This window comes from Bradyrhizobium betae (assembly GCF_004123905.1).
Lineage (GTDB): Bacteria > Pseudomonadota > Alphaproteobacteria > Rhizobiales > Xanthobacteraceae > Bradyrhizobium > Bradyrhizobium betae_A.
The window spans coordinates 1-20,980 of record NZ_MZXW01000007.1; the positions used below are offsets into that span (position 1 = coordinate 1).

Here is a 20,980-nt window from a genome sequence, read left to right on the forward strand (position 1 = left end):
CATTGCGAGCGCAGCGAAGCAATCCAGAATCCCTCCGCGGAAAGACTCTGGATTGCTTCGCTGCGCTCGCAATGACGGGGGAGAGCGGAGTGCTATTCCGCCGGCACGATGCTCGGCGCGAGGATCACTTCGAGATGCTCGGGGCGGTCGCGGTTGACCTGGGCGAGATAGTCGTCGGCGACCTTGCGCAGGCGCCGGCTGAGCTCGGCGGAGACGCTGATGCTATCGAGCTTGGTGTTCTCGTGCAGGATGGCGAGGATGGCATTGATGTGGTGCGTGAACAACTCGGCCGGGACCTTTTCGAGATCAGGCGCGTGCTCGATGACGCGGCACAGGCTTTCGGCGACCCCCGCCGCTGCCGGATAACCGAACGTTGCGGCGTCGCCCTTGATGTCGTGCGCAGCGCGGAACAGTTCGTCGCGCCGCTCCTTGGTAAAGCCCTCATGGCGGATGGCGACGTAGGCGGCAGACAGGCGATTGACCTCGGTCGTCATCCAGTCCTTGAACTCGCCGGCGAGGCCTGCCAGCGCCTGCTCGGCGCGGCCGATCGGATCATCGATGTCCGTTTCCTCGACGCGGCGCAGAACCCTGCGCAGCGGATTGGGCTGCGTGATGATCTGGTGCGTGGCGAAGGCCGTGACCTCGATGTCCTTTGCGCTGTTCTTCGCCATGATGTCTGCCCCGATCGTGTGAGACGTTGCGCTAGATGGAGGAGCGGGCCTTGTCGAGCAGCGAGGGCTGCTGGAGCACCTCGTGCTTTTCGCCGACACGGCGTTCTGGCCCCATATAGGCGGAGCTGGTGTTGCGGCGGCGGTCCGGCCCGAAATAGGTCTTGGTCTTGATGAAGGGGCGGGGGCTGGCGACCACGTTGAGGATGCGCTGGTAGAGCCCCTTGGCCGAGATCGGCTTGGCCAGGAATTCGGTGACGCCGGCATCGCGCGCCACGGTGACGCGACGCTTCTCGGAATGGCCGGTCAGCATGATGATCGGCGCGTAAGGGTTGCCTTTGGATTCCGGCTGCCGGATCATCTGCGCGAGCTCGAGGCCGTCGAAGATCGGCATCGCCCAGTCGGTGATGACGATGTCGGGTACGTAATGGCTGTACATTTCGAGCGCCGTGGCGCCGTCCTCGGCCTCGTAGACTTCGCGCGCGCCGAACGAATGCAGCAGCGTCCGCAGGATGCGGCGCATGTGCGGATTGTCGTCGCAGACGAGGAAACGGAGCTTGTTGAAATCGATGCGGAACATGGCGCCCAGGCCGAAGCGGTCAACTTTCGTTAACCATATCGCGCTGGGGGTTAATGAAGGGTTGCGATCGGCAGCCCGACGAGCCGCTCAGGAGCCGAACTGCTCGCGCAGAATGCGCTCTTCCAGGCTGTGGCCGGGGTCGAACAGCATCCGCATCGAGATGGTCTTGTCGGTGAGGACCTCGACACGGCGGACGTCGCGCACCTCGTCGTGGTCGGCGACCGCTGCCACGGGACGCTTGTCGCCCTCCAGCACCTCGATCACGACATAGGCGGTGTTGGGCAGCAGCGCGCCGCGCCAGCGGCGCGGGCGGAAGGCGCTGATCGGGGTCAGCGCCAGCAGGGCGGCGTTGATCGGCAGGATCGGTCCCTGCGCGGACAGATTGTAGGCGGTCGAGCCCGCCGGCGTCGCCACCATGATGCCGTCGGCGATCAGCTCGGGCATGCGCTCGCGCTCGTCGATCAGAATCCGCAAGCGCGCGGCCTGATAGGTCTGCCGGAATAGGGCGACCTCGTTGATGGCGTGATGCAGATGGACGCGGTCGTTGACGTCGGTCGCGCGCATCAGGAGCGGGTTGATCTCGGATTCATGCGCCGCCTCGAGGCGGGCACGCAGATCGACCGTCGAGTATTCATTCATCAGGAAGCCGACGGTGCCGCGGTGCATGCCGTAGATCGGCTTTCCCGTGTGCATGTGCTGGTGCAGCGTCTGCAGCATCAGCCCGTCGCCGCCGAGCGCGACGACGACATCGGCTTCCCCAGGGGCGCAATTGCCATACTCCTGGGTGAGCTGGCCGAAGGCGGCCTGCGCTTCGCTGCTTGGGCTCGCGACGAAGGCGATCCGGTCGTATCGCGCTGGCTTGGTCATGGCTTCCGGGCAGGGCCGCTGGCTGGAGAAAGTTCCGCCGGGCTCGTCTATACGACCTGGGCCTGTATTGTCGAGACCGGCCTCTCCAGGCCCGGCAGTCCGGTGATCCCCCAAACCGTCGCAATTCCACGCTAGCCTTCCGGTGCGCACCGGCTCTTACGGCCGGGCAGGGAGAACGATCATGGTCACGAGCTTGCCGGCGCTCCGACGAACGACCCTGGTGTTGGCAGTATCGGCTTTTGCGCTCGCAGGCTTTGCGCGCGCGGACGATCCGCCGCAGCCGCGCGCGGAGACGACCACGCCAGTCGGACAGAAGGGCGGACGCGGCGGTGGCGCGCAGAACGCGCCACAGACTTCATCCTCGGTCGCCGAGCCGCACCGTCTGCCCTCGGATTCGATCACGAAGCAGACGCTCGATCTGCCCGGCCGCACCCTCAATTTTGCTGCGACCGCCGGCTCGATCCGCGTGTTCGACGGCAAGGGCGATCCGCTGGCCGACATCGCCTATACGTCTTACGAGCTCGACGGCGCCGACCGCGCCACGCGGCCGGTGACGTTCCTGTTCAACGGCGGGCCCGGAGCGTCCTCGGCTTGGCTCCAGTTCGGGGCTGCCGGGCCGTGGCGGCTGCCGCTCGACGGCGAGGCGCTGTCGCCGTCGGCCTCGCCCGAAGTGAAGCCGAACGCCGAGACCTGGCTCGACTTCACCGATCTCGTCTTCATCGATCCCGTCAGCACCGGCTACAGCCGCTTCATCGCGAGCGGCGATGACGCGCGAAAATCGTTTTACTCCGTCGACGGCGACGTCAATTCGATCGCGCTCGTGATCCGCCGCTGGCTCGAGAAACATGATCGACTGACCTCGCCGAAATACGTCGCCGGCGAAAGCTATGGCGGCATCCGCGGGCCGAAAGTCGTGCGCCAGTTGCAGCTCCAGCATGGCGTCGGCGTCAGGGGATTGGTCCTGGTGTCGCCGCTGCTCGACTTCCGCGAGTTCACCGGCACGAGCCTCCTGCAATATGTCGCGACGCTGCCGAGCTATGTGGCGGTCGCGCGTGAAGCCAAAGGTCCGGTCAAGCGCGCGGATCTCGCCGACGTCGAGGCTTACGCGCGCGGCGAATTTTTAGCGGATCTCGTCAAGGGCGAAGCGGACAAGGAGGCGACCAACCGCCTTGCCGACAAGGTCGCCGAGCTCACCGGTATTGACCAGGCGGTGAGCCGCAGGCTCGCGGGCCGCTTCGACGTCGGTGAATTCCGCCGCGAGTTCGATCGCAGAGGCGGCAAGGTGACGGGACGCTACGATGGCTCCGTGCGTGGCTTCGATCCCTATCCGGATTCGGGCAACTCCCGTTTCGGCGACCCCTCGGGCGACGCGCTCCAGGCGCCGCTGACGAGTGCCGCGGTCGACGTCCTCTCGCGAAAACTCAACTGGCGGCCGGATGGCTCCTATGAAGTTCTCAACGGCGCCGTCGAGGGCAACTGGGATTTCGGGCGCGGCATCAACCCACCGCAATCGGTGTCCGAGCTGCGCCAGATCCTCGCCACCGATGCGAAGCTGAACGTGCTGGTCGCGCACGGTCTGTTCGATCTCGCCACGCCCTATTTCGGATCGAAGCGGGTGCTCGACCAATTGCCGGCATTCGCGACGCAGCGGGTAAAATTCGTCGTCTATCCCGGCGGCCACATGTTCTATTCGCGCGACGGCTCGCGGCAGGCATTTCGCGGCGAGGTCGAGGCGCTGATCAGGGAGTAGGGCGGCGCTTGCGAGGCTTGTATCTCCGTTCAATCTCGCGAGCGACCGCGCTCGCAGGCCTGATATTGGCCCCCGCCAGCCAGATGTCGCTGACCTTGCCGCGCGCATCGCGCACGCGGCGCACAGGCTCACCGTAGCTTGAGTGGCCCGCAGCCCAGGCGAGCTTGCCGGTGTCGCGGCCCGTGACCTCGATCTCGCCGGCATCCATGAACGGATTGTTGAACTGCGGATTGGCGACGAGCACGCGGTCGCCCATCGGCACGAGGTCCGTAGCGCCCCAGATCGTCCACCAGCGGCCGGTCCAGTTGCGCACGCGGCGGTCGGGTGCGCCGCGTGTCCTGAACACGCGTAAAATCTGCATCGCGCCGTCCATCCAGAACGGGGCTGCGCCGTCGATGGAATTGCTGATGATGCTGATCGCGAGCTCGCAGGCGGGGATGGCGCAGGTCCGCGAGATATAGCCCTGAAAGTGGCCGCCATGGCCGAACCACTCCCAGCCGTCGAGCTTGCCGGCGCCGATTCCCAAGCCGTAATAGGCCTCGAAACTCTGCGGGATGCGCCAGTGATGCCGCGTCATCTCGCGGCGGCCGGCGACCGACAGCACGCTCTTTCTGGCATTGGGCGCGAGCTGGGCGAAGAAGCGGGCGGTGTCGCCGGCGGTGGCGGCGAAGCCCGTGGCGGACGCCATGGCGTTTGTGAGATTGTCGCCGGGGATCACGCAGCGCTCGCCAAATGGCAGCTTTCGCGTGTGACCGCGCGCGAATAATGCGCCCTTGGGAAGTGGCGCGTCCGGCTCGGTTTCGCGCAGGCCCGCGGGCTCGATGATCTCGCGTTTGATCCAGACGGAGTAGGGCTCCTTCGTCACGGCTTCGACGACGAGACCGAGCAGGCCAAAGCCGTGGTTGGAATATTTGAAGCGCGTGCCGGGCTCGATCGCAGTCGGTAGCTTCAGTTCCGCGAGCAACTCCTTCGCGCTCAGATACGGACGACGATCGATGAACTGGCCGGAATCGGCGCCGTCGCGCGTCAGCCCTGCGGTGTGCGAGAGCAGCTGCGCGATGGTCGTCTCGCCAACGCGCGGATGCAGGCCGCTGATATATTGGCCGACCGTGTCGTCGAGCCGGAGCTTGCGCTGCTCGCGCAGCTTCATGATGCCGGCCGAGGTGAAGCTCTTCGAGTGCGAGGCGATGCGGCAGCGGTGGCGCGGGGTGAGCTTCTCGCCGGTGTCGAGATTGGCGAGGCCGAAGGCGTGCTCGGCGACGATTTCGCCGCGATGGGCGAATGCGACGATGACGCCGGGCTGCTGGATTGTGGTCTGCTGAAATTCAATCCAGGAGCCGATGTAGTCGATCGCGGATCGCAGCCACGTGTCCATTGCGCACCAAACGTGAGGGGAGGATTCGTGCGCGAAGGCTAGCCGAGAAAGCGGAACGGGCACAACCCCGAGGTGTGCCCGTTCGCCGTTCGAAGATGCGCTGTCTTTAGTAGACGAGGGTCGCGCCGGTCGGCTTGTCGAGCGCGGCGGCGAGCGAGCGATATTCGGAGCTGTCGGTGCCGGCGAGCGAGGCGATCTTGTTCAGGTGATACTGCGCCTGCTCGCGGTTGCCCTGCTCGAGCTGCCAGAGGCCGTAATACTGCCAGGTGCGGACGTGGTTCGGATCGTCCTTCAGCGCCAGCTCGTAATAGATCTTCGACGACTGGTAGTCCCCGAGCTTGCGGTAGGAATAGCCGATCAGGTTCGCGACGTCGGCGACATCATTGCGCTCGAGCGACTTCAGCTGGCCGATCGCGCCGGTGTAGTCGTGGTTGTCGTAGATCGTGGTGTAGGCGGTGCGATAGGCCGCGAGGAATTTCGGATCGCTGATGGAAGAGCTCTTCTTCTTGCCCTTCTTGGACGAGGAGTCCGACTTCGGGGGCGACGAAGGCTCGTCACTGCCGGCGGCGTAAGCGCTGGACAGCACCGGCGCGGCCGCCAGCGACATGGCGACTAGGCCCGGCACTACAAGCATTGAGAGTTTGCGCATCTAAATTCTCCCGTATGGAACGTGGCGATCCTACACGATTGCCCAAAGACCGGAACACCCATGGGGCAAAAACATTCCCGCTTCGCACGATCTATTCGCCCCCCCGGGCGCAGATGACAAACTTGTCATCCAGATGAACGGAAGCTGGCAATCGGCTTCAGAATGGGTTCAGCGCGCTTCCCCTAGGCTCACACCTACGATCGAAGGTCGGCAAGAGGGCGCCGCCTCAAGATCCTTCAAAGAGGAGACACACCATGTTGAAGACCATTTCCGCAGCCTTGCTTGCAGCTTCCGTGATCGCAGCCCCGGCCTTCGCCGCCGAGGCCGGCAAGACCACCGCGACCACGCCGGTGATCAAGGCGGACCAGGGCCAGACCAAGACGTCGACCACCGCCGCGAAGCCGGATGCCGGCGTCAAGGCCGATGCCAAAACCTCCGCCGTGAAGGCTCCCGATACGAAGCCCGCCGACGTCAAGGCGGACGCCAAGGTCGACACCAAGTCGAAGGCGATGAATGCGAACGCCGCGGTCACGCCCGACGAGCACAAGACCGTGCGCACCCATCGCCATCACCACAAGCATCTGTCGGCGAAGAAGTCGCTGAAGGCGCAGCCGGACATGACCAAGCCGGTGACCACCGAGAAGCGCAGCTAACGACTGATCCCGCGCGGCGGCACCCCTGCATTGCCCCGCCGCCGCGCGCGGATGTCAGGCCCGGCCCTTCGTCATGCCTTGTGCGAAAGCGCAAGGCATTGGCGGCGGGCCGGTCGTCGATGCAGCAAGCCCAAACAAAACCGCGAAAACAACCCCATGCACTGTAGACGGTGCCAGATGAATCAACGGCTTGCCGGTATGGCCTTGCGGATTTTACGAATCCGTTGACTCGTCGGGCAAAACACCTCTAGACATGCATCATTGCAACCTTGGGGCTGGAACGTCTTCCGAGTCGGTTCGAGCGGAGAGCGTGAGCTGTGGGGCGATCGGCGAAACGTGCGGTGAGCTTGGTATTGATCCTGGCATTGCCGCTGGCGCTGGCGGGATGTTTTGGCAGCGACCGTGACCGTCCATCCCTGATGGAGGGGACCCAGGCCGGAGGGCCGCAGCCGTTTCCCGACAATTTCCGCAGTGACACGCTGGCGCTGATGCGCGCTTACCTCAACAATCCCGTCGGCGTACGCGAGGCCAGCATGGCCGAGCCGGTGCTGCGCGAGATCGGCGGGCGGCAGTTCTTCGTGAGCTGCCTGCGCTTCACCCCGCGTGAGACCGACGGCAGCACCAAGGGCGTTCGGGAGCGCGCCGTGATCTTCGTCAACGGGCGGGCGGACCGCGTCGTCGACCGCGCCGCCGAGCTCTGCACCGGCGCGGTTTACGCACCCTTTCCGGAACTGGAAAAGATGACGCGGTAGCACAAAGCCCGCCTTCATCCGCTGGTGCTAGGACAGAGGCTGCCGGAGCCGCGGGATCACATTTTGGCGAGCTTTGAACGGAGGCGATCTACCTCGCGACAAATCGTTACGGCTGGTCTTGTGGGCAGGCCTTTCGCCCACAAAATGTGTCGGCGAAAGCAGACTTGTTGGAACAAAGTCGCGTTGTTGCCGCCCCGTCACAGTTGCGAACGATCAACGTTCCGGCATCGCCGCGAAGCAACCCAATTCACGCCACGTTGTTTCCTGAGTGTCGTAAATGAAAGAACGGGGATGATATGAAAAAGATTTTGCTGGGCGCAGTCGCGCTATTGGCGCTGGCAGGGCCGGCGGCCGCCGCCGATATGCAGGCGCGCACCTACACCAAGGCGCCCGCCTATACGCCACCGCAAGTGATCTACAACTGGACCGGTTTCTACATCGGCGGCCATGTCGGCGGCGCGTTCGCCGGCGACAGCAGCTTCCAGTCCAGCGACGCCCGCTTCCTGGGCGGCGTGCAGGGCGGCTTCGACTACCAGTTCGCGCCCAATTGGGTGGTGGGTGTCGAGGCCCAGTATTCCTGGCTGCCGACCAACAACAACGGTGCCACCTTCCCGCTGGGCACGCAGGTGACGTCGAACACCGACCAGCTCGGGTCGGTGACCGGCCGCGTCGGCTACACCTGGGGACCGGCGCTGGTCTACGCCAAGGGCGGTTACGCTTGGCGCAATGGCGGCCTTGGCGTCAACGTCGCCGGCGTGCCGCAGGCCTTCACCGCCACCGGCAACAACAAGGACGGCTACACCGTCGGCGCCGGCCTCGAATACATGTTCGCGCCGAACTGGTCGGCCAAGGCCGAGTACCAGTACTACAACTTTGGCAGCACGACCTTCACCTCCGGCCCGGCCGACATCGTCGGTGTCCGGGGCCGGGAGGACGAGCATACCGTCAAGGTCGGTGTGAACTACCGGTTCGGCTGGGGCGGTCCGGCAGCCTCGCGCTACTGACCCACCTGCGGCGAACCCAGATCTGACAAAGGCCGGCTCCCCGCCGGCCTTTCGTTTGCCAGCCCTTGTTTGCCAGCCCTTGTTTCCAATGCGTGAACCATCTGGCGCGTCATTTGCAAGCAAACGTTCTGACATGCGCCTTCTCACGCGTGTCATGGGGCCGGCGTAAAGCAAAAATAATTTTTGCGACTTACGGAACTCGGGCTCCGGAAGGCGTTATATGAGAATTACCGGGCTGGTGGGACGACGGACATGCGTATCTTGGTGTCGGCTGGTGTGCTCTCGTGCTTCATTTCCTTGCCATGCGCTGCACAGACAATCCTCAAGTCCGAGCCTCTGATGCTGGCACCCTATGAGGTGGCCTTCGTCAAGGACGCCTCGTGTCCATCGGGCAAGGTGCTGAAGGTCACAGGCGCGATCCGGGGCCTGCACCGCCGCAAGGCCTGTGTGGCTCTGGCCGGCGAGCAGGCGTCGCTGGCGACCGCGACCCCCTGAGATCGCTTCCTAAGACACCCTCCGGCTTGCGGCCTGACCTCAGGAATTCAGCTCAAGCTCCATCCTGGATTGCCGTTCGGCCTCGGCCTTGTTCATGGCGGGGTCCTCGCCTTGGGCAGCCCGGCAGGGCTTGATCTCGTAGTCATTGTCGAGCACCCGACGCGGCCCGTGGCGCTCGTCGTCGGTGGCGACATCCACGACAAGACCGCTTTGCTGCGCGAGCTTCCAGATGTCGGCCTCATCGGGATAGGCCTTGCTGATTTGGGCGTCGTTGCAGAACAGGGCGTAGGGCATTCTTTCCGCTCCGGGAAAGCGCGTTAACGATTTCGCCGGAGAGGGGTTCCGGATCGATCACGGGGCCGTGATCGGGGGGCGGGAGCCGGGCCCTGAGTCCCTTAACGAGTCCTGAATCCCCAAAAAAAGAAACCCTGGGACTCATTTGCCGGAATCAGGGGATGTTTCCGGCCATGACGACCGACCTCAAAACCTGCTGCGGGCACATGCTGCTGCCACTGACGCTGGCACTGATCGGCGCCTGTGCGGCCAATCTCTGGTTGGTGTGGTCCTGGTTGTAGGGACCTGACCGAACCGCCCGCCTAAAGCGCGATGAAATTGGGTTGAACCGTCATCGCGCTTTAGGTTGTTGTTTGAGCATGATCTTTTCGGAAAACCGCTGCGCACTTTTCCGGATCATGCTTACTCCTCGGCTGGCGGACGGAGGGACGGGTCGCGGATGGCGGCGCGGAGTTTTGTCAGGGTGGCCGCGCAATATTCCTCGCGCTCCCGCTCGAACCGCTCCTGATGCTTGCGGAAATTGGCGATCCGGGCCTGCATCTCGGTGCGGAAATCGCCCCCCTTGCGCGGCGGCGGGACTATGACGGGCGGGGGCGGCGGAGCGGCTTGTGGCGGCTCGACCTCAACCGCGAACGTCTCGACGGCCAAGGTCTGCGTGGCACGGGTCTCGACGGCGACGCTCTGCACCCACACAGCAGGTGCAGTCGTCGGTATCTCCGGCGGATGGAGGTCATCCTTCTTGCCGGTTACCGATTGGACGAAGGCCAGTGTCTGCGCGATCAGTGCGTCGCGCTCCCTGATCCACTTCATGGGCCACCCCCCGGTTTTGGCTATTCCACCAAAGCCCAAGGGACTAATCAAGAAGGTTATCCTGCAAGGGATTGCATATTTTTCCCGATCACCCGACAGTGCGGGGATGGATGCCGGAAAAGAACGCTCAGACGAGGAGGAGGGCTTGAGGCTCGTTCGCGCCTTCCTGTCGCTGTCGCCCGACAAGCGGGCGGAGGTGATCGCGTTCGTCGAGGAATTGGCGCGTGCCCAAGGCCGGCCCGAGGCGGATCCGGAGGTCTTGCCTCGGTGAGCGCTATCGCTCGCGCGGGTTGATGTTGGGCACGAAGCGCGCCCCGACCACCCGGACCGGCTCCTGAGGAGAGGCGTCTGTCGGCCTGCCGTCGGCGACCTGCTTCTCGGCGCCCTGTCCAAGCACCGGTTCGAATAGCGCCAGCGTGCCCGCCACAACCACGCAACACAACGTCACCGTCGTCAGCAGAAATACGTTTCGATTTTCTTCTCTGATCCGCATGGGCCAAGAACGACCGACGCGGGCCATTTGTTCCGGCCTGGCCAAAGCCGGCCCAAAACGCTGCCAAAGGCAGCTCAAGCTTGCGCGAGACTTACGTCGGCGCCCCGAACGGTTATTTTTCCGTAAGGGTAGTCGGGCCATTTGGCATCAAATTTTAACGTCCGCCGGTTCCAATGGCGTCACTGGAACTGCTTCGGTCACTGGAGACCGGAAAAAATCATTGGGCGGCTGAGATGAGCTTTTTGAACAATCTGAAGATCGTATGGAAGGTCGCGCTGATCGTGGCCGTGATGGGCTGCGCGATGATCGCCGTCGCCGCCTTCGGCACGCGCGAACTCTCCGCGACGGTCGACGGGTTCGGCGAGCTTGCCGCTGCGCAATCCTCCGCGCTCAACCTCACCCGCGCCCAGCGCCGCGCCGAGACCTATCATGCCGCGCTCTATGCGGTCTTCACCGAGGCGACGGAGGCGGGCAACGCCAACCGTCTCAAGATCGCGACCCAGAACCGCGACGAAATCCGCCAATATCTGGATGCCGCGGAGCAGGATGATCCGTCGCGCACGAGCCAGATCAAGAGCATCGCCGACCAGTTGAAAGCCGTGTTCGCCAGCTGTGATCCGGTCCTGAAGGCCGGCTCGCAGGCCAGCTCCCCGGAAGAGAACGCCAAGGCGTCCGACCGCGCGCACAAGGAGTGCGATCCGGTGATGGATGCCGCCCTGGCGCGCATCGCCCAGTTCGTGTCCGAGACCGCGCAGGCCGTTTCCAAGCGCAAGGACGCCATCAACCGCGACGCGCGGTCCGCGACCTGGACCGTGATCGGCGTCAGCGCCGGTGGCCTGATCTTGGGCATCGCGATCGCCCTGTTCATCGGCCTCAATGCGATGTCCCGACCGATTGCCCGCCTCAAGCTCGCCATGGAAGGTCTCGCCCGCAACGATCTCAAGATCGAGGTGCCCGAGAAGGACCGCGGCGACGAGATCGGCGACATGGCCAGGACCGTCGAAATCTTCAAGACCAACGGCCTCGAGGTCGAGCGCCTCAAGGCGGCGCAGGCCGAAGCCGAGAAGCAGGCCGCCGCGCAGCGCAAGCGTGACATGGTCAACCTGGCCGACGGTTTTGAACGTGCGGTCGGCGAGATCATCGAGACCGTCGGATCCGCCTCCACCGAGCTCGAGGCATCGTCCTCGACGCTGGCCACCACCGCGCAGCGCGCGCAGGAGCTGACCTCGGTCGTCGTGATGGCGTCGGGCGAAGCCACCGGCAACGTGCAGTCGGTCGCGACCGCCACGGAGGAGCTGTCCTCCTCGGTCAACGAGATCAGCCGCCAGGTGCAGGAATCCGCGCGGATGGCCGGTGAAGCCGTCACCCAGGCCCGCACCACGACCGAGCGGGTCAGCGAGCTCTCGGTTGCGGCCACGCGCATCGGCGACGTCGTCGAGCTCATCAACACCATCGCCGGCCAGACCAATTTGCTGGCGCTGAACGCTACGATCGAGGCGGCGCGCGCCGGCGAGGCCGGCCGCGGTTTTGCGGTGGTCGCCGCCGAGGTCAAGACGCTGGCCGAGCAGACCGCGAAGGCGACCGGCGAGATCAGCCAGCAGATTTCCGGCATCCAGACCGCGACCCAGGAATCGGTCAACGCGATCCGCGACATCTCCGCGACCATCGAGCGGCTGTCGGAAGTGTCGTCGACCATCGCCGCGGCCGTCGAGGAGCAGGGCGCCGCGACCCAGGAGATCTCACGCAACGTGCAGCAGGCAGCTCATGGCACCCAGCAGGTCTCCACCAACATCACCGACGTGCAGCGCGGCGCGGCCGAGACCGGCTCGGCCTCCTCGCAGGTGCTCTCGACCGCAAAAATGCTGGCGACGGACAGCAACCGGTTGAAGGACGAAGTCGGAAAATTCCTCCGCACGGTGCGCGCCGCTTAAGTCGACGCGGCGGCATCCGTCCGCCGCACTGACAGCGCCTATTGCAGCAGGAATGCAAGAACGACGACGAACAGCACGGCCGTCATGATGACGGCCGTCACCGCACCGGCGACCATTTTGGCTTTCTCGTTGGCGGTGGTGGGGCGCATGGGCCCGCATGCTACCTCATGTTGAACTTCGGTCCAATCTGTGGTCAGTGGCCGTCCCGCGGCGGGGGGCGCCCGCGTCGACCTCGAAGGCCGATCCATGAACGAAGATGTCAGCGACGGCTGGGCCGCCTCGGCGGCAGCCTGGATCGTCGAGCAGGGTGACGACGGCGACTACGCCCGCCGCTTCGTGCTGGACGCACCCATGCTTGCGCGAATCGAGGGGCGCGGTTTCCGCCATGCGCTCGATGTCGGCTGCGGGGAAGGGCGCTTCTGCCGTATCATGCAGCGCGCCGGCATCCGCACCACCGGCATCGATCCGACCGAAGCGCTTCTCGCGCGCGCCAGGGAGCTGGACCCGCACGGCGACTATCGGCTCGGCCGTGCCGAGACGATGGATGCCGATGCGTCTTATGATCTCGTCGTCAGCTATCTCAGCCTGATCGACATGCCCGATCTCGGCGCGGCGATCGCGAAGATGGCGGCCGCGCTGCGGCCGGGCGGCACGCTGCTGATCGCGAACATGACCAGCTTCAATACCGCAGGCCCGCCCGAAGGCTGGACGCGCGACAGCGAGGGCGCCCTGCGCTTCAACATCGATCACTACATGGACGAACGGGCGACCTGGGTGAGCTGGCGCGGCGTCCGGATCCAGAACTGGCACCGTCCGCTCAGCACCTACATGACGCTGCTGCTCGATCACGGTCTCCAGCTGCGCCTGTTCAGCGAGCCACAGCCCACGGGCGGTGATCCCGACAGGAATGAGCGTCACCGCCGCGTGCCCTTCTTCCACATCATGGAGTGGCAGAAGCCGGCTTGAGGCGATGTGGTCAGGCGGCGAGCTTCGCCTTGAAGAACCGGGTGACGCGATCGACGGCATCCGGCGTCATCGGATCGGTGTCGGAGAAATCAAAACCGTGGGCCTTGCCCGGATAGGGCACGAATTCGGTTTCGGCGCCGACAGACTTGCCCAGCGCGACCAGCTCGCGCCCCTTGGTGATCGGCACGTTCCGATCGGCCTCGCCATGCAACGCGATCAGCGGCGGCAGATGCTTGATCTTGGTGACCAAGGCGTCGGGCATGCCGCCATAGAGCACCGCAAGCGCCGCGATGCGCGTGTCGCGCGCGGCGGCATCGGCCGCGATGTAGCCGCCCAGCGAGAAGCCGAGCAGACCGATGCGCCCCGAACTCTCGGGTCGCCCCTGGATCGCCGTCACGGTGGCGGAAACCGTATCGCCCCAAGCGTCGAACCGCGACGTCTCATAGGCTTCGCGGCTCTCGTGGGTGCTGGACATCGGCGTCACCACAGCCGTATCGGCCGATGTCATATAACGGAGAAAATAAGTGTCGATGCCCTTTTCCGTCAGCGCATCGGCATATCGCTCATAGGCACGGGGCCTGAGCTCGATGCCGCGGGCGCCGTGCAGCACGATCACGGCGGGGCGTTTTCCGGCCGCCGCTGCCGCATAGCGCGACACGGGCAGGCTGTCGTGGCCGGAGATGACGCTGAACTCTTCGGCTGGAGCGCCGCGTGCGGCCATGGACGACAGCAGAGTGGCGAGGCCGGCCAGGGCCATTCGTCGGGTGATCATCAGCGAACTCGTTCGCGGGAGATTTCGGATTGAATGCCTCGCCCGTATAGTATGCTTGCGACGAAATCTTGACGCGAGCCTCGCCCGATGATCGCCCATCGTCCACCTGTGCTTGCCCACGAACGCTTCGTCGCCGACCGCGACAATTTCGCAGGCCTCGATCTCGCCGCGCGGTTCGAGCGGATCGAGCAAACGAATTTGTGGGGCGCGGCCAGTTCGGTGTCGGGCCTCGGTTCGGAGGACCCTGCGACTGCCGCGATCCGGGACGCGCTTCCTGCCCTGCTGCAACGGATCGGCGCGCGCTCGCTGCTCGATGCGCCCTGCGGCGATGCGGGCTGGATCGGCCGCGTGAAGCTCGACCTTGACTATACCGGCATCGACATCGTGCCGTCACTGATCGCGGCCAACAACCAGCGCGTCGCGCGTGGCGAATTGGCCGGCCGTTTCCTCGTTGCGGACATCACGCGCGATGCACTGCCGCCGGCCGACTTGATCCTGTGCCGGGACTGTCTGGTGCATCTGAGTTTCGACAACATCGCCCGCGCCGTCGCGAACTTTCGCGCCAGCGGCGCGCGCTTCCTGCTGGTCACGACGTTTCCCGAATGGGAGGGCAACCGTGATTGCGAGGACGGCGACTGGCGCGCGCTGAACATGGAGATGGCGCCGTTCAACTGGCCGGCGCCGCGCGAACTGATCGACGAGCGCTGCGAGGAGGGCGATGGCGGCTGGCGCGACAAAAGTCTTGGGCTGTGGCGGCTGGATGAATTGCCGATCGCCCGCATAGCCACGGCGATGTGACGGACGCGGGTGGAACCTCCGTTGCATCGATGATTGCGGTCGCGGTATACTTCTGGTTGTGCAAAGCCATCTCGCGTCGGGTGACGATGCCGGAGCACGCCATGAGATTGAACGTTCCCGTAGCCGCCTTGTTGATGTGGTGCTGCGCCCCGGCGATGGCACAGCAGGACGGCGCCGCGCTCTACGCAACGCATTGCGCGCAATGTCACGATGGCCGCGACGCCCAGAGCCGCGCGCCCGCGCGCGGTGCCATGCAAGCGATGTCGTTCGATCATGTGCTGGGGATCTTGACCTCCGGCAGCATGGCGGCGATGGCGAAGGACCGCAGCGACGTGGAACGCCGCGCGATCGCGTCCTTCGTCACCGGCAAGGCCGCAACTGGCGCCGCAGCCGATGCGGAAGGCCGCTGCACGCAGGCGGCAGGCTCCTTTACACAATCGCTCGACGGTCCACGCTGGAACGGATGGGGCGTCGATCCCGCCAACAGCCGCTTCCAGCCGGCCGACATGGCGGGGCTGACGGCCGAGCAGGTGCCGCGCCTGCGACTGAAATGGGCCTATGCCTTTCCCGGCGCCTCGCTGTCCTTTGCGCCGCCAACCGTCGTGGGCGGCCTGCTGTTCATCGGTGGGACCGACCGCAAGGTGCACGCGCTCGACGCGCGCAGCGGCTGCACGCTGTGGACTCTCGCAACCGATGCCGCGGTGCGCGCCGCGATCAGCTTTGCGCCGCTTCCCGGCTCCGATCAGTTCGCGATCTTCTTCGGCGATTTGCGCGCCAACGCCTATGCCGTCAACGCGCTGACCGGCGCGCTGATCTGGAAAACCAAGGTCGAAGAGCATCCGGGGGCGCGCATCACCGGCGCGCCGACGCTGCATGCCGGAGTGCTCTACGTGCCGGTGTCCTCGCTCGAGGAAGCCTCGGGCTCGCAACCCACTTATGAATGCTGCACCTTCCGCGGCAGCGTGGTGGCGCTGGAGGCCGCGACCGGCAAGGCGGTGTGGCAGGCCTATACGATCCCCGAAGTGCCGCACCCGACCGACAAGAACGCGAGGGGGACGCAGCTCTATGGTCCCTCCGGCGCCGCGATCTGGTCGGCGCCGACGATCGATGCGAAGCGAGATGCGATCTATGTCGCGACCAGCAATTCCTATTCGAACCCGCCGTCCGCAATGAGCGACGCGATCCTTGCCTTCGATCTCGCGACGGGAAAGCTGCTCTGGAAGCAGCAGGCCACGCCGAAGGATGCTTTTGTCGTGGCGTGCTTCACTCCAGATCGGACCAATTGCCCCGATGAGCACGGGCCCGATCACGATTTCGGCCAGTCTCCGATCCTGGTGACTTTGCGCGACGGCAAGCGCGTTCTCGCAATCGCGCAGAAATCCGGCGTCGTGCACGCGCTCGATCCCGATGACGGCGGCAAGATTCTCTGGCAGACGCGGATCGGGAAGGGCGGTTCGCTCGGTGGCAGCGAATGGGGCTCGGCCGCGGATGGGGACCGCATCTATGTCGCGAACTCCGACGTGCGCTTCAGGCGCGACGGCACGCGGCAGCTCGATTCCACGCAAGGTGGTGGCCTGTTCGGCCTTGATCTCGCCAGCGGAAAAGTCGCGATGGAGGTGGCGCCGGTCGCCTGTGGCGATCGTATCCAATGCAGCCCCGCGCTGTCGGCGGCTGTGACCCTGATCCCGGGCGTGGTGTTCTCCGGCAGCGTCAGCGGCTTCATGCGCGCCTACGCCACCGACGGCAAGCTGCTGTGGGAGTTCGATACCGCGCAGGATTACAAGGCCGTCAACGGCGTGCCGGCCCATGGCGGGGCGATCGACGGTCCCGGGCCCGTCATCGCAGGCGGCATGCTCTACACCAATTCCGGCTACGGCCAGTGGAGCGGGGTGGCCGGCAACGTGCTGCTGGCGTTCGAGGTGGGGACCGAATGAGGGCTCACCGCGGCTGCTTGCGACAGGGCAGGATCAGCACCATTGCGGTGGGTTGCCTGACAATACTCTCGACCGCGACGGCGATCTGCGTGCTGTATTTGGCGCTGATCACGCCCGCCATGTACTCGCTCCTGGCGTAGGTGATCACGACGCCGCCGGACAATTCCGCGCACCGAAAGCCCTGAAGGTATGTGTCGTATGTCCTGGCACCGAGGATGAAATTGAGCTTGGCTTGAATGGCGAGGTCTTCGTCGTCGGTCAAAACGGGCATGCACGCTCCGACTTCTGCGCTTCGAGGTACGGAGCAGGTCGGCTGGCGTTGTGCATCGGGGCATGCAAATTCGGGCGGATCAAAATGCCGGGCAACGACAGCGTGAGGAAAGGGAGTGTGCTTGATGATCGATGCCAGATGCAGTTGCGGTGCTGTTTCAATCTCGCTTCCTGAGCCGACCAAATTGGTTGCGGCCTGTCATTGTATCGATTGCCAGCGGCGCACCGGGGCGCCGTTCGGCGTCGGCGCTTTTTACCCGGTTGAGGCGGTGACGATCTCGGGAACGCCGAAGGAATACGTTCGTGCAGCCGAGAGCGGCGGCAAGGTCCGCTTCTATTTCTGCTCGGACTGCGGCTCGACGGTGTATTGGAAGGCCGACAATCTGCCGGCGATGGTCGGCGTTGCCGTTGGCGCGATCGCGGATCCGAATTTCCCGGCACCGATCAAATCCGTCTTCGAGCAGTCGAAACATGCCTGGGTCGAGATCAACGCCGCCGGCGTCGAGCACCTTGAACAGGGCAGTGGGCGGAAGAGTTCGGGTTGAAGGGCGCACATCGAGCGCTGGTGCCGGCTGAGGGGATTGAACCCCCGACCTTCGGTTTACAAAACCGCTGCTCTACCGCTGAGCTAAGCCGGCGACGCCAGGAGACGGGCAAGGAACACGCAAGGAACAGGCAGGGGCGGCCTGCGCCGGGGCTGTCCGCCCGTGCGCGCCGCAATATCAGACTTGGGTGGAAAGTGCCAGAACCCGCGCAGGCGTTTTGCCGGCATGAAACAGGCGGCCCATGGGGCCGCCTGAAACCATTTCAAGGCGAGGGAAGAAGGTCTTATTGGCAGAGGTGTTGCCGGCCGTCTTCGCCCTTGATCCAGGTACCGGGCCGGCACACGATGCCGTTGCGGGCCGCATAGGTATCCCAGTTGCCGTACCAGCCCATTTCGCCGTATCGGCCGTTGTAGCCGCCGGAATTGTCATAGGCATAGGAATTGTCCCAGCCGCGGAACGGTGCCGACGCAACGGCGGCGGCGGTGCCGACCGCCGCGCCGGCGACTGCACCTGCGGTGTCGAGCGGCCAGAAGCCGGATTGCGTTCCATCATTCCGATTCACCCGCGGATTCACTTCGGCGCGGGCCATGTGCCGGCGGCGATAGGCGCGATCGGTGGTGGCATTGCCGGGGGCGAGATTCTGGCATTGGGGATCCTGGAACAGTCCCGTGCAGCGGCCTGAATTGTCGATTGTCGTTTGCGCGAAGGCCGGTGTGGCCAGCATGGACGCAACGATCGCGGCCAGGCCAAGAAGCTTTGGGCTCGTCATGGCATTTTCTCCATGTTGTTGAGACCTGTGCTAAGCGCGGCATCCGGCACTCGTTCCGCGGATTTCCGCAGGCGGGGTCACATCGACGTGAGCCCGCGCAGGATGTGCAATTTGTACCACGCAACCTAGTGGGCTCCGGCAGGTGCGGTGGGCTCTTGTCACGTTAACGCTTGGCTAGCGTAGCCCGCGGCATTTGAGCCGCTATCGACCCTTGCCCGTTAGGCTTACCGGCATTTGGTGAGCTGGCTTTAACTCTCTCTGTGCCGCAATCGGTTAGGTTGTCGCCGGATTGAACGGAACCTCTTCATGCGCGCCGTGGCACTCGCTGCCGTCTTGATCGCACTGCCAGCGACGGCATTTGCCGGCGGCGGTTTCGATATCGTCGTGCCCGGCCGTCCCGGCGTGCCCATCATCATCAATGGCATCGATGCGTCCTACAGCGTCGTCGAAGGTGTCTGGGGCCTCGGCAAGAACGTGCAGGTGCAGCCGACGATCTACGGCGGACGCTATATCGCCGAGCGGCAGCCCGACGACGTCGGCCATTATTATCCGACACTGGGCTTGCGGCCCGGCTACGGCCGGCTCGAAGTCGAGCCGCCCGCGAACCGCAAATTGCCAAAACCCGCCGAGAGCTATCACCAGAGCTGGGGCGCGCAATCGGCCCCGCTGCCGCCGCAGATGGACGTGCCGGTCGATCCGCCGCCGGTGATCCTGGCGCCGGAGATCAATGTGAATCCGCAGCATCGTCGGCCGCGGCCGCGTGCAGAGGTGCCCGGCAAGCCGCCGGGGTAAGAAACGTCAAAAACGGAAATCAACAGGAGAGAGTAATGCGTCAGATGATTTCGGGACTGGTCGCGGCAGCTGCCGTGATGTTCGTCGGGGCCGCGCCGGCCGCGGCTTGCGGCTTCAATCCGTGCCAGCCGGTTGCGCCGGTCTATTCCGGCTGCAACACCGGTTGCGGCGGTTATGGCTATGGCGCCTATGAGCGTCTCGCCGAGCCCACCACGCAGTACTATTACGTCAACCAGGGCCCGACCTATACCGGCCCGGGCGCCTTCGCGCCGTATCCGACCTATCGTGAGGACGCGGTCGTTGCGCCTGCGAACTATGGCTACGGTCACGGTTATGGCTACAGCAACGGTTATGGAAATGGCTACGGCTATCGCGCCGCCGCGGTCGAAGCGCCGGCTGCCTATCCCTATCGCCGCCCGTACTATCGTCCGTATCGCTACGGCTACGGTCCGCGCGCCGGCTATCTGCCGCGCACCCACTACGGCTACGGCCCGCGCTACGGCTACGCCCGTCGTTACGCGCCGGCGCCGTATTACGGCGGCCACCGCGTGCTGCGCCGCTATTACTGATCTCTGATCGGTTGAGTTTTGCGAAGCGCCCGTCCGCATGATGCGGACGGGCGTTTTCTCTTATTACCGCTTCATCAGCCCGAGCCGGCTCGCGCCGACATAGAGCGAGAGCACGGCGGCGTTGGAGACGTTGAGGCTCTTGATCTCGCCGGGCATGTCGAGCCGCGCCACGACGCTGCAGGTCTCGCGCGTCAAACGCCGCAGCCCCGTGCCTTCCGCGCCCAGCACCAGCGCGAGCGGCTCGCGCAGCACGACATCCGAGAGGTCCTCGCTGCCTTCGCTGTCCAGCCCGACGGTCTGGAAGCCGAGCTCGTTCAGCGTGGTGAGCGCGCGGGCGAGGTTTTGCACGGTCACCATTGGCACCAGCTCCAGCGCGCCGGAGGCGGCCTTGGCCAGCACGCCGGTCGCTTCCGGACTGTGGCGCGCGGTGGTGACGATCGCCTTCACCGCGAACGCGGCTGCGGAGCGCAGGATGGCGCCGACATTGTGCGGATCGGTGATCTGGTCGAGCACCAGCACCATGCCTTCCTGCGCCAAATCCTCGATGTCGGGCGAGGGCAGGGGATCGGCCTCGGCGAGCAGGCCCTGGTGCACGGCGTCGGGCGACAGCTGCCGGTCGATGTCCTGGGGCCGGACGATCTCGGGGACGACGCGGGTCTCGATGTTCTCGTCCGCAAGCCGCTTTGCGGCGTTCTCGGTCAGCGTCAGCTTGCGGATCTGGCGCTGCGGGTTGGCGAGCGCCATGGTCACGGTGTGCCAGCCATAGAGGATGACCGGCCCGTCGGGGTGCGAATCGCGGTCGCGCCAGGCCGGCCGACCGGCCGATTTCCCTGTTCTGTTGAAGGGCTTAGCCCCGCCGCGGGGGCCCCTCGGGGCGAATTTTTTGTCCTTCATGGCCTCGCTTGTGTCACGGGTCCCGGAATATGGCAATTTGGGCGCCCGGGAGGGTCATTTTAGCTGTTCGCCTCGGTTGACTTTGCCCCACCGCTTCGCCCATAACCGCGACCGGTCGCGTCCCCATCCGGGCCGTCGCGGCCTCATGTTCCATGGCCGTCTTCGGTCGCCGGCAAGGTCCGGCCCGATTGTGCTGCCGTCGAGCGGGGGAGTGTCCCGAGTGGCAAAGGGAGCTGACTGTAAATCAGCCGTCTTATGACTTCGAAGGTTCGAGTCCTTCTTCCCCCACCATCCTTCGCTCGCTTCGCGAGCTACGGCCGGGCAAGCCGGCCAAGATAGCGGCCACGCGA

The 20,980-nt window shown here is 65.0% G+C and carries 25 protein-coding genes and 2 tRNA genes; 14 read left to right on the forward strand and 13 right to left on the reverse strand.

All coding sequences use genetic code 11. The features are described from left to right. Window positions 1-92: 92 nt before the first annotated feature. From B5V03_RS03980 to B5V03_RS03990, 3 genes are all read right to left on the reverse strand, one after another. On the reverse strand, window positions 93-671 hold the full coding sequence (locus tag B5V03_RS03980) for an Hpt domain-containing protein (RefSeq protein ID WP_129267983.1): 579 nt from the start codon (window positions 669-671) through the stop codon (window positions 93-95). Between the two features lie 31 nt (window positions 672-702). After that, window positions 703-1,248 carry a response regulator gene (locus tag B5V03_RS03985; RefSeq protein ID WP_129267984.1) on the reverse strand — a complete coding sequence of 182 codons (546 nt, stop codon included), beginning with the start codon at window positions 1,246-1,248 and terminating at the stop codon, window positions 703-705. Window positions 1,249-1,335: 87 nt separating this feature from the next. Beyond that, complete coding sequence (locus B5V03_RS03990; RefSeq protein ID WP_129267985.1) at window positions 1,336-2,115, reverse strand: NAD kinase; 780 nt, start codon at window positions 2,113-2,115, stop codon at window positions 1,336-1,338. A 181-nt stretch (window positions 2,116-2,296) separates the two neighbouring features. Here B5V03_RS03990 and B5V03_RS03995 point away from each other — a divergent pair, with 181 nt between their 5' ends. After that, window positions 2,297-3,865, forward strand: coding sequence for a S10 family peptidase (locus tag B5V03_RS03995; RefSeq protein ID WP_129267986.1), 1,569 nt, complete (start codon window positions 2,297-2,299; stop codon window positions 3,863-3,865). Here the strand turns inward: B5V03_RS03995 and B5V03_RS04000 are convergent. Together B5V03_RS04000 and B5V03_RS04005 are read right to left on the reverse strand one after the other, a co-directional pair. Beyond that, a complete protein-coding gene (locus B5V03_RS04000) occupies window positions 3,855-5,240 on the reverse strand; it encodes a serine hydrolase domain-containing protein (RefSeq protein WP_164987775.1) in 1,386 nt (461 codons plus the stop codon). The two genes, B5V03_RS03995 and B5V03_RS04000, sit on opposite strands and share 11 nt — an antisense overlap. 106 nt (window positions 5,241-5,346) lie before the next feature. Further along, window positions 5,347-5,889 carry a tetratricopeptide repeat protein gene (locus B5V03_RS04005; RefSeq protein WP_129267988.1) on the reverse strand — a complete coding sequence of 181 codons (543 nt, stop codon included), beginning with the start codon at window positions 5,887-5,889 and terminating at the stop codon, window positions 5,347-5,349. Between the two features lie 254 nt (window positions 5,890-6,143). On the opposite strand from B5V03_RS04005, the gene B5V03_RS04010 reads away from it, so the two are divergent. The 4 genes from B5V03_RS04010 (at window position 6,144) to B5V03_RS42900 (ending at window position 8,793) form a co-directional block, all read left to right on the forward strand. Further along, on the forward strand, window positions 6,144-6,542 hold the full coding sequence (locus B5V03_RS04010; RefSeq protein WP_129267989.1) for a His-rich protein BRANT: 399 nt from the start codon (window positions 6,144-6,146) through the stop codon (window positions 6,540-6,542). A 317-nt stretch (window positions 6,543-6,859) separates the two neighbouring features. After that, on the forward strand, window positions 6,860-7,294 hold the full coding sequence (locus B5V03_RS04015; protein ID WP_206736116.1) for a hypothetical protein: 435 nt from the start codon (window positions 6,860-6,862) through the stop codon (window positions 7,292-7,294). Between the two features lie 296 nt (window positions 7,295-7,590). After that, on the forward strand, window positions 7,591-8,298 hold the full coding sequence (locus B5V03_RS04020) for an outer membrane protein (RefSeq protein ID WP_129267990.1): 708 nt from the start codon (window positions 7,591-7,593) through the stop codon (window positions 8,296-8,298). Between the two features lie 252 nt (window positions 8,299-8,550). Further along, the gene (locus B5V03_RS42900) at window positions 8,551-8,793 is read left to right on the forward strand and encodes a DUF6719 family protein (RefSeq protein WP_129267991.1); all 243 of its coding nucleotides are present in this window, start codon (window positions 8,551-8,553) and stop codon (window positions 8,791-8,793) included. Window positions 8,794-8,832: 39 nt separating this feature from the next. Here B5V03_RS42900 and B5V03_RS04030 read toward each other — a convergent pair whose 3' ends face one another. Further along, entirely contained in the window at window positions 8,833-9,087 is a 255-nt protein-coding gene (locus tag B5V03_RS04030) for a hypothetical protein (RefSeq protein WP_129267992.1), read from the reverse strand. A gap of 402 nt (window positions 9,088-9,489) precedes the next feature. Next, entirely contained in the window at window positions 9,490-9,897 is a 408-nt protein-coding gene (locus B5V03_RS04035; protein ID WP_129267993.1) for a hypothetical protein, read from the reverse strand. A gap of 145 nt (window positions 9,898-10,042) precedes the next feature. Between B5V03_RS04035 and B5V03_RS42710 the strand changes: the two genes are divergently transcribed. Then, the gene (locus B5V03_RS42710) at window positions 10,043-10,168 is read left to right on the forward strand and encodes a hypothetical protein (protein ID WP_283811527.1); all 126 of its coding nucleotides are present in this window, start codon (window positions 10,043-10,045) and stop codon (window positions 10,166-10,168) included. Between the two features lie 3 nt (window positions 10,169-10,171). Here B5V03_RS42710 and B5V03_RS04045 read toward each other — a convergent pair whose 3' ends face one another. Beyond that, entirely contained in the window at window positions 10,172-10,417 is a 246-nt protein-coding gene (locus B5V03_RS04045) for a hypothetical protein (RefSeq protein ID WP_349643384.1), read from the reverse strand. A gap of 206 nt (window positions 10,418-10,623) precedes the next feature. Between B5V03_RS04045 and B5V03_RS04050 the strand changes: the two genes are divergently transcribed. Together B5V03_RS04050 and B5V03_RS04055 are read left to right on the forward strand one after the other, a co-directional pair. Then, window positions 10,624-12,321: a methyl-accepting chemotaxis protein gene (locus B5V03_RS04050; protein ID WP_129267995.1), complete on the forward strand. Its 1,698-nt coding sequence runs from the start codon at window positions 10,624-10,626 to the stop codon at window positions 12,319-12,321. A 246-nt stretch (window positions 12,322-12,567) separates the two neighbouring features. Next, window positions 12,568-13,287: a class I SAM-dependent methyltransferase gene (locus tag B5V03_RS04055; RefSeq protein ID WP_129267996.1), complete on the forward strand. Its 720-nt coding sequence runs from the start codon at window positions 12,568-12,570 to the stop codon at window positions 13,285-13,287. A gap of 10 nt (window positions 13,288-13,297) precedes the next feature. On the opposite strand, the gene B5V03_RS04060 is transcribed toward B5V03_RS04055, so the two are convergent. Then, window positions 13,298-14,059: a dienelactone hydrolase family protein gene (locus tag B5V03_RS04060; protein WP_245502154.1), complete on the reverse strand. Its 762-nt coding sequence runs from the start codon at window positions 14,057-14,059 to the stop codon at window positions 13,298-13,300. Window positions 14,060-14,146: 87 nt separating this feature from the next. Here B5V03_RS04060 and B5V03_RS04065 point away from each other — a divergent pair, with 87 nt between their 5' ends. Both B5V03_RS04065 and B5V03_RS04070 read left to right on the forward strand, forming a co-directional pair. Then, window positions 14,147-14,857: a class I SAM-dependent methyltransferase gene (locus B5V03_RS04065; RefSeq protein ID WP_129267997.1), complete on the forward strand. Its 711-nt coding sequence runs from the start codon at window positions 14,147-14,149 to the stop codon at window positions 14,855-14,857. A gap of 101 nt (window positions 14,858-14,958) precedes the next feature. Further along, window positions 14,959-16,791: a PQQ-binding-like beta-propeller repeat protein gene (locus B5V03_RS04070; protein WP_164987776.1), complete on the forward strand. Its 1,833-nt coding sequence runs from the start codon at window positions 14,959-14,961 to the stop codon at window positions 16,789-16,791. A gap of 4 nt (window positions 16,792-16,795) precedes the next feature. On the opposite strand, the gene B5V03_RS04075 is transcribed toward B5V03_RS04070, so the two are convergent. Then, window positions 16,796-17,062 carry a hypothetical protein gene (locus tag B5V03_RS04075; protein WP_129267999.1) on the reverse strand — a complete coding sequence of 89 codons (267 nt, stop codon included), beginning with the start codon at window positions 17,060-17,062 and terminating at the stop codon, window positions 16,796-16,798. A gap of 124 nt (window positions 17,063-17,186) precedes the next feature. Between B5V03_RS04075 and B5V03_RS04080 the strand changes: the two genes are divergently transcribed. Beyond that, window positions 17,187-17,606 carry a GFA family protein gene (locus B5V03_RS04080; protein WP_129268000.1) on the forward strand — a complete coding sequence of 140 codons (420 nt, stop codon included), beginning with the start codon at window positions 17,187-17,189 and terminating at the stop codon, window positions 17,604-17,606. Between the two features lie 18 nt (window positions 17,607-17,624). Here the strand turns inward: B5V03_RS04080 and B5V03_RS04085 are convergent. Both B5V03_RS04085 and B5V03_RS04090 read right to left on the reverse strand, forming a co-directional pair. Further along, window positions 17,625-17,699, reverse strand: a tRNA-Thr gene (locus tag B5V03_RS04085). A 190-nt stretch (window positions 17,700-17,889) separates the two neighbouring features. Next, window positions 17,890-18,375 carry a hypothetical protein gene (locus tag B5V03_RS04090; RefSeq protein ID WP_129268001.1) on the reverse strand — a complete coding sequence of 162 codons (486 nt, stop codon included), beginning with the start codon at window positions 18,373-18,375 and terminating at the stop codon, window positions 17,890-17,892. Between the two features lie 306 nt (window positions 18,376-18,681). On the opposite strand from B5V03_RS04090, the gene B5V03_RS04095 reads away from it, so the two are divergent. Beyond that, on the forward strand, window positions 18,682-19,167 hold the full coding sequence (locus B5V03_RS04095; RefSeq protein WP_129268002.1) for a hypothetical protein: 486 nt from the start codon (window positions 18,682-18,684) through the stop codon (window positions 19,165-19,167). Window positions 19,168-19,202: 35 nt separating this feature from the next. Continuing rightward, window positions 19,203-19,736, forward strand: coding sequence for a hypothetical protein (locus B5V03_RS04100; protein ID WP_129268003.1), 534 nt, complete (start codon window positions 19,203-19,205; stop codon window positions 19,734-19,736). A gap of 63 nt (window positions 19,737-19,799) precedes the next feature. Here B5V03_RS04100 and rlmB read toward each other — a convergent pair whose 3' ends face one another. After that, window positions 19,800-20,630 carry a 23S rRNA (guanosine(2251)-2'-O)-methyltransferase RlmB gene (rlmB, locus tag B5V03_RS04105; protein ID WP_129268004.1) on the reverse strand — a complete coding sequence of 277 codons (831 nt, stop codon included), beginning with the start codon at window positions 20,628-20,630 and terminating at the stop codon, window positions 19,800-19,802. A gap of 205 nt (window positions 20,631-20,835) precedes the next feature. On the opposite strand from rlmB, the gene B5V03_RS04110 reads away from it, so the two are divergent. Further along, a tRNA-Tyr gene (locus B5V03_RS04110) sits at window positions 20,836-20,921 on the forward strand. The last annotated feature ends 59 nt before the right edge of the window (window positions 20,922-20,980 follow it).

Coding starts and splice junctions, on each gene's coding strand:
- B5V03_RS04050 (WP_129267995.1), top strand. CDS start 10,624: ATGAGCTTTTTGAACAATCTGAAGATCGTATGGAAGGTCGCGCTGATC.
- B5V03_RS03990 (WP_129267985.1), bottom strand. CDS start 2,115: ATGACCAAGCCAGCGCGATACGACCGGATCGCCTTCGTCGCGAGCCCA.
- B5V03_RS04010 (WP_129267989.1), top strand. CDS start 6,144: ATGTTGAAGACCATTTCCGCAGCCTTGCTTGCAGCTTCCGTGATCGCA.
- B5V03_RS04020 (WP_129267990.1), top strand. CDS start 7,591: ATGAAAAAGATTTTGCTGGGCGCAGTCGCGCTATTGGCGCTGGCAGGG.
- B5V03_RS04030 (WP_129267992.1), bottom strand. CDS start 9,087: ATGCCCTACGCCCTGTTCTGCAACGACGCCCAAATCAGCAAGGCCTAT.
- B5V03_RS04005 (WP_129267988.1), bottom strand. CDS start 5,889: ATGCGCAAACTCTCAATGCTTGTAGTGCCGGGCCTAGTCGCCATGTCG.
- B5V03_RS04035 (WP_129267993.1), bottom strand. CDS start 9,897: ATGAAGTGGATCAGGGAGCGCGACGCACTGATCGCGCAGACACTGGCC.
- B5V03_RS03980 (WP_129267983.1), bottom strand. CDS start 671: ATGGCGAAGAACAGCGCAAAGGACATCGAGGTCACGGCCTTCGCCACG.
- B5V03_RS04065 (WP_129267997.1), top strand. CDS start 14,147: ATGATCGCCCATCGTCCACCTGTGCTTGCCCACGAACGCTTCGTCGCC.
- B5V03_RS04060 (WP_245502154.1), bottom strand. CDS start 14,059: ATGATCACCCGACGAATGGCCCTGGCCGGCCTCGCCACTCTGCTGTCG.
- B5V03_RS04095 (WP_129268002.1), top strand. CDS start 18,682: ATGCGCGCCGTGGCACTCGCTGCCGTCTTGATCGCACTGCCAGCGACG.
- B5V03_RS04100 (WP_129268003.1), top strand. CDS start 19,203: ATGCGTCAGATGATTTCGGGACTGGTCGCGGCAGCTGCCGTGATGTTC.
- B5V03_RS04070 (WP_164987776.1), top strand. CDS start 14,959: ATGAGATTGAACGTTCCCGTAGCCGCCTTGTTGATGTGGTGCTGCGCC.
- B5V03_RS04075 (WP_129267999.1), bottom strand. CDS start 17,062: ATGCCCGTTTTGACCGACGACGAAGACCTCGCCATTCAAGCCAAGCTC.
- B5V03_RS04045 (WP_349643384.1), bottom strand. CDS start 10,417: ATGGCCCGCGTCGGTCGTTCTTGGCCCATGCGGATCAGAGAAGAAAAT.
- B5V03_RS03985 (WP_129267984.1), bottom strand. CDS start 1,248: ATGTTCCGCATCGATTTCAACAAGCTCCGTTTCCTCGTCTGCGACGAC.
- B5V03_RS04055 (WP_129267996.1), top strand. CDS start 12,568: ATGAACGAAGATGTCAGCGACGGCTGGGCCGCCTCGGCGGCAGCCTGG.
- rlmB (WP_129268004.1), bottom strand. CDS start 20,630: ATGAAGGACAAAAAATTCGCCCCGAGGGGCCCCCGCGGCGGGGCTAAG.
- B5V03_RS42900 (WP_129267991.1), top strand. CDS start 8,551: ATGCGTATCTTGGTGTCGGCTGGTGTGCTCTCGTGCTTCATTTCCTTG.
- B5V03_RS04090 (WP_129268001.1), bottom strand. CDS start 18,375: ATGACGAGCCCAAAGCTTCTTGGCCTGGCCGCGATCGTTGCGTCCATG.
- B5V03_RS03995 (WP_129267986.1), top strand. CDS start 2,297: ATGGTCACGAGCTTGCCGGCGCTCCGACGAACGACCCTGGTGTTGGCA.
- B5V03_RS04080 (WP_129268000.1), top strand. CDS start 17,187: ATGATCGATGCCAGATGCAGTTGCGGTGCTGTTTCAATCTCGCTTCCT.
- B5V03_RS04000 (WP_164987775.1), bottom strand. CDS start 5,240: ATGGACACGTGGCTGCGATCCGCGATCGACTACATCGGCTCCTGGATT.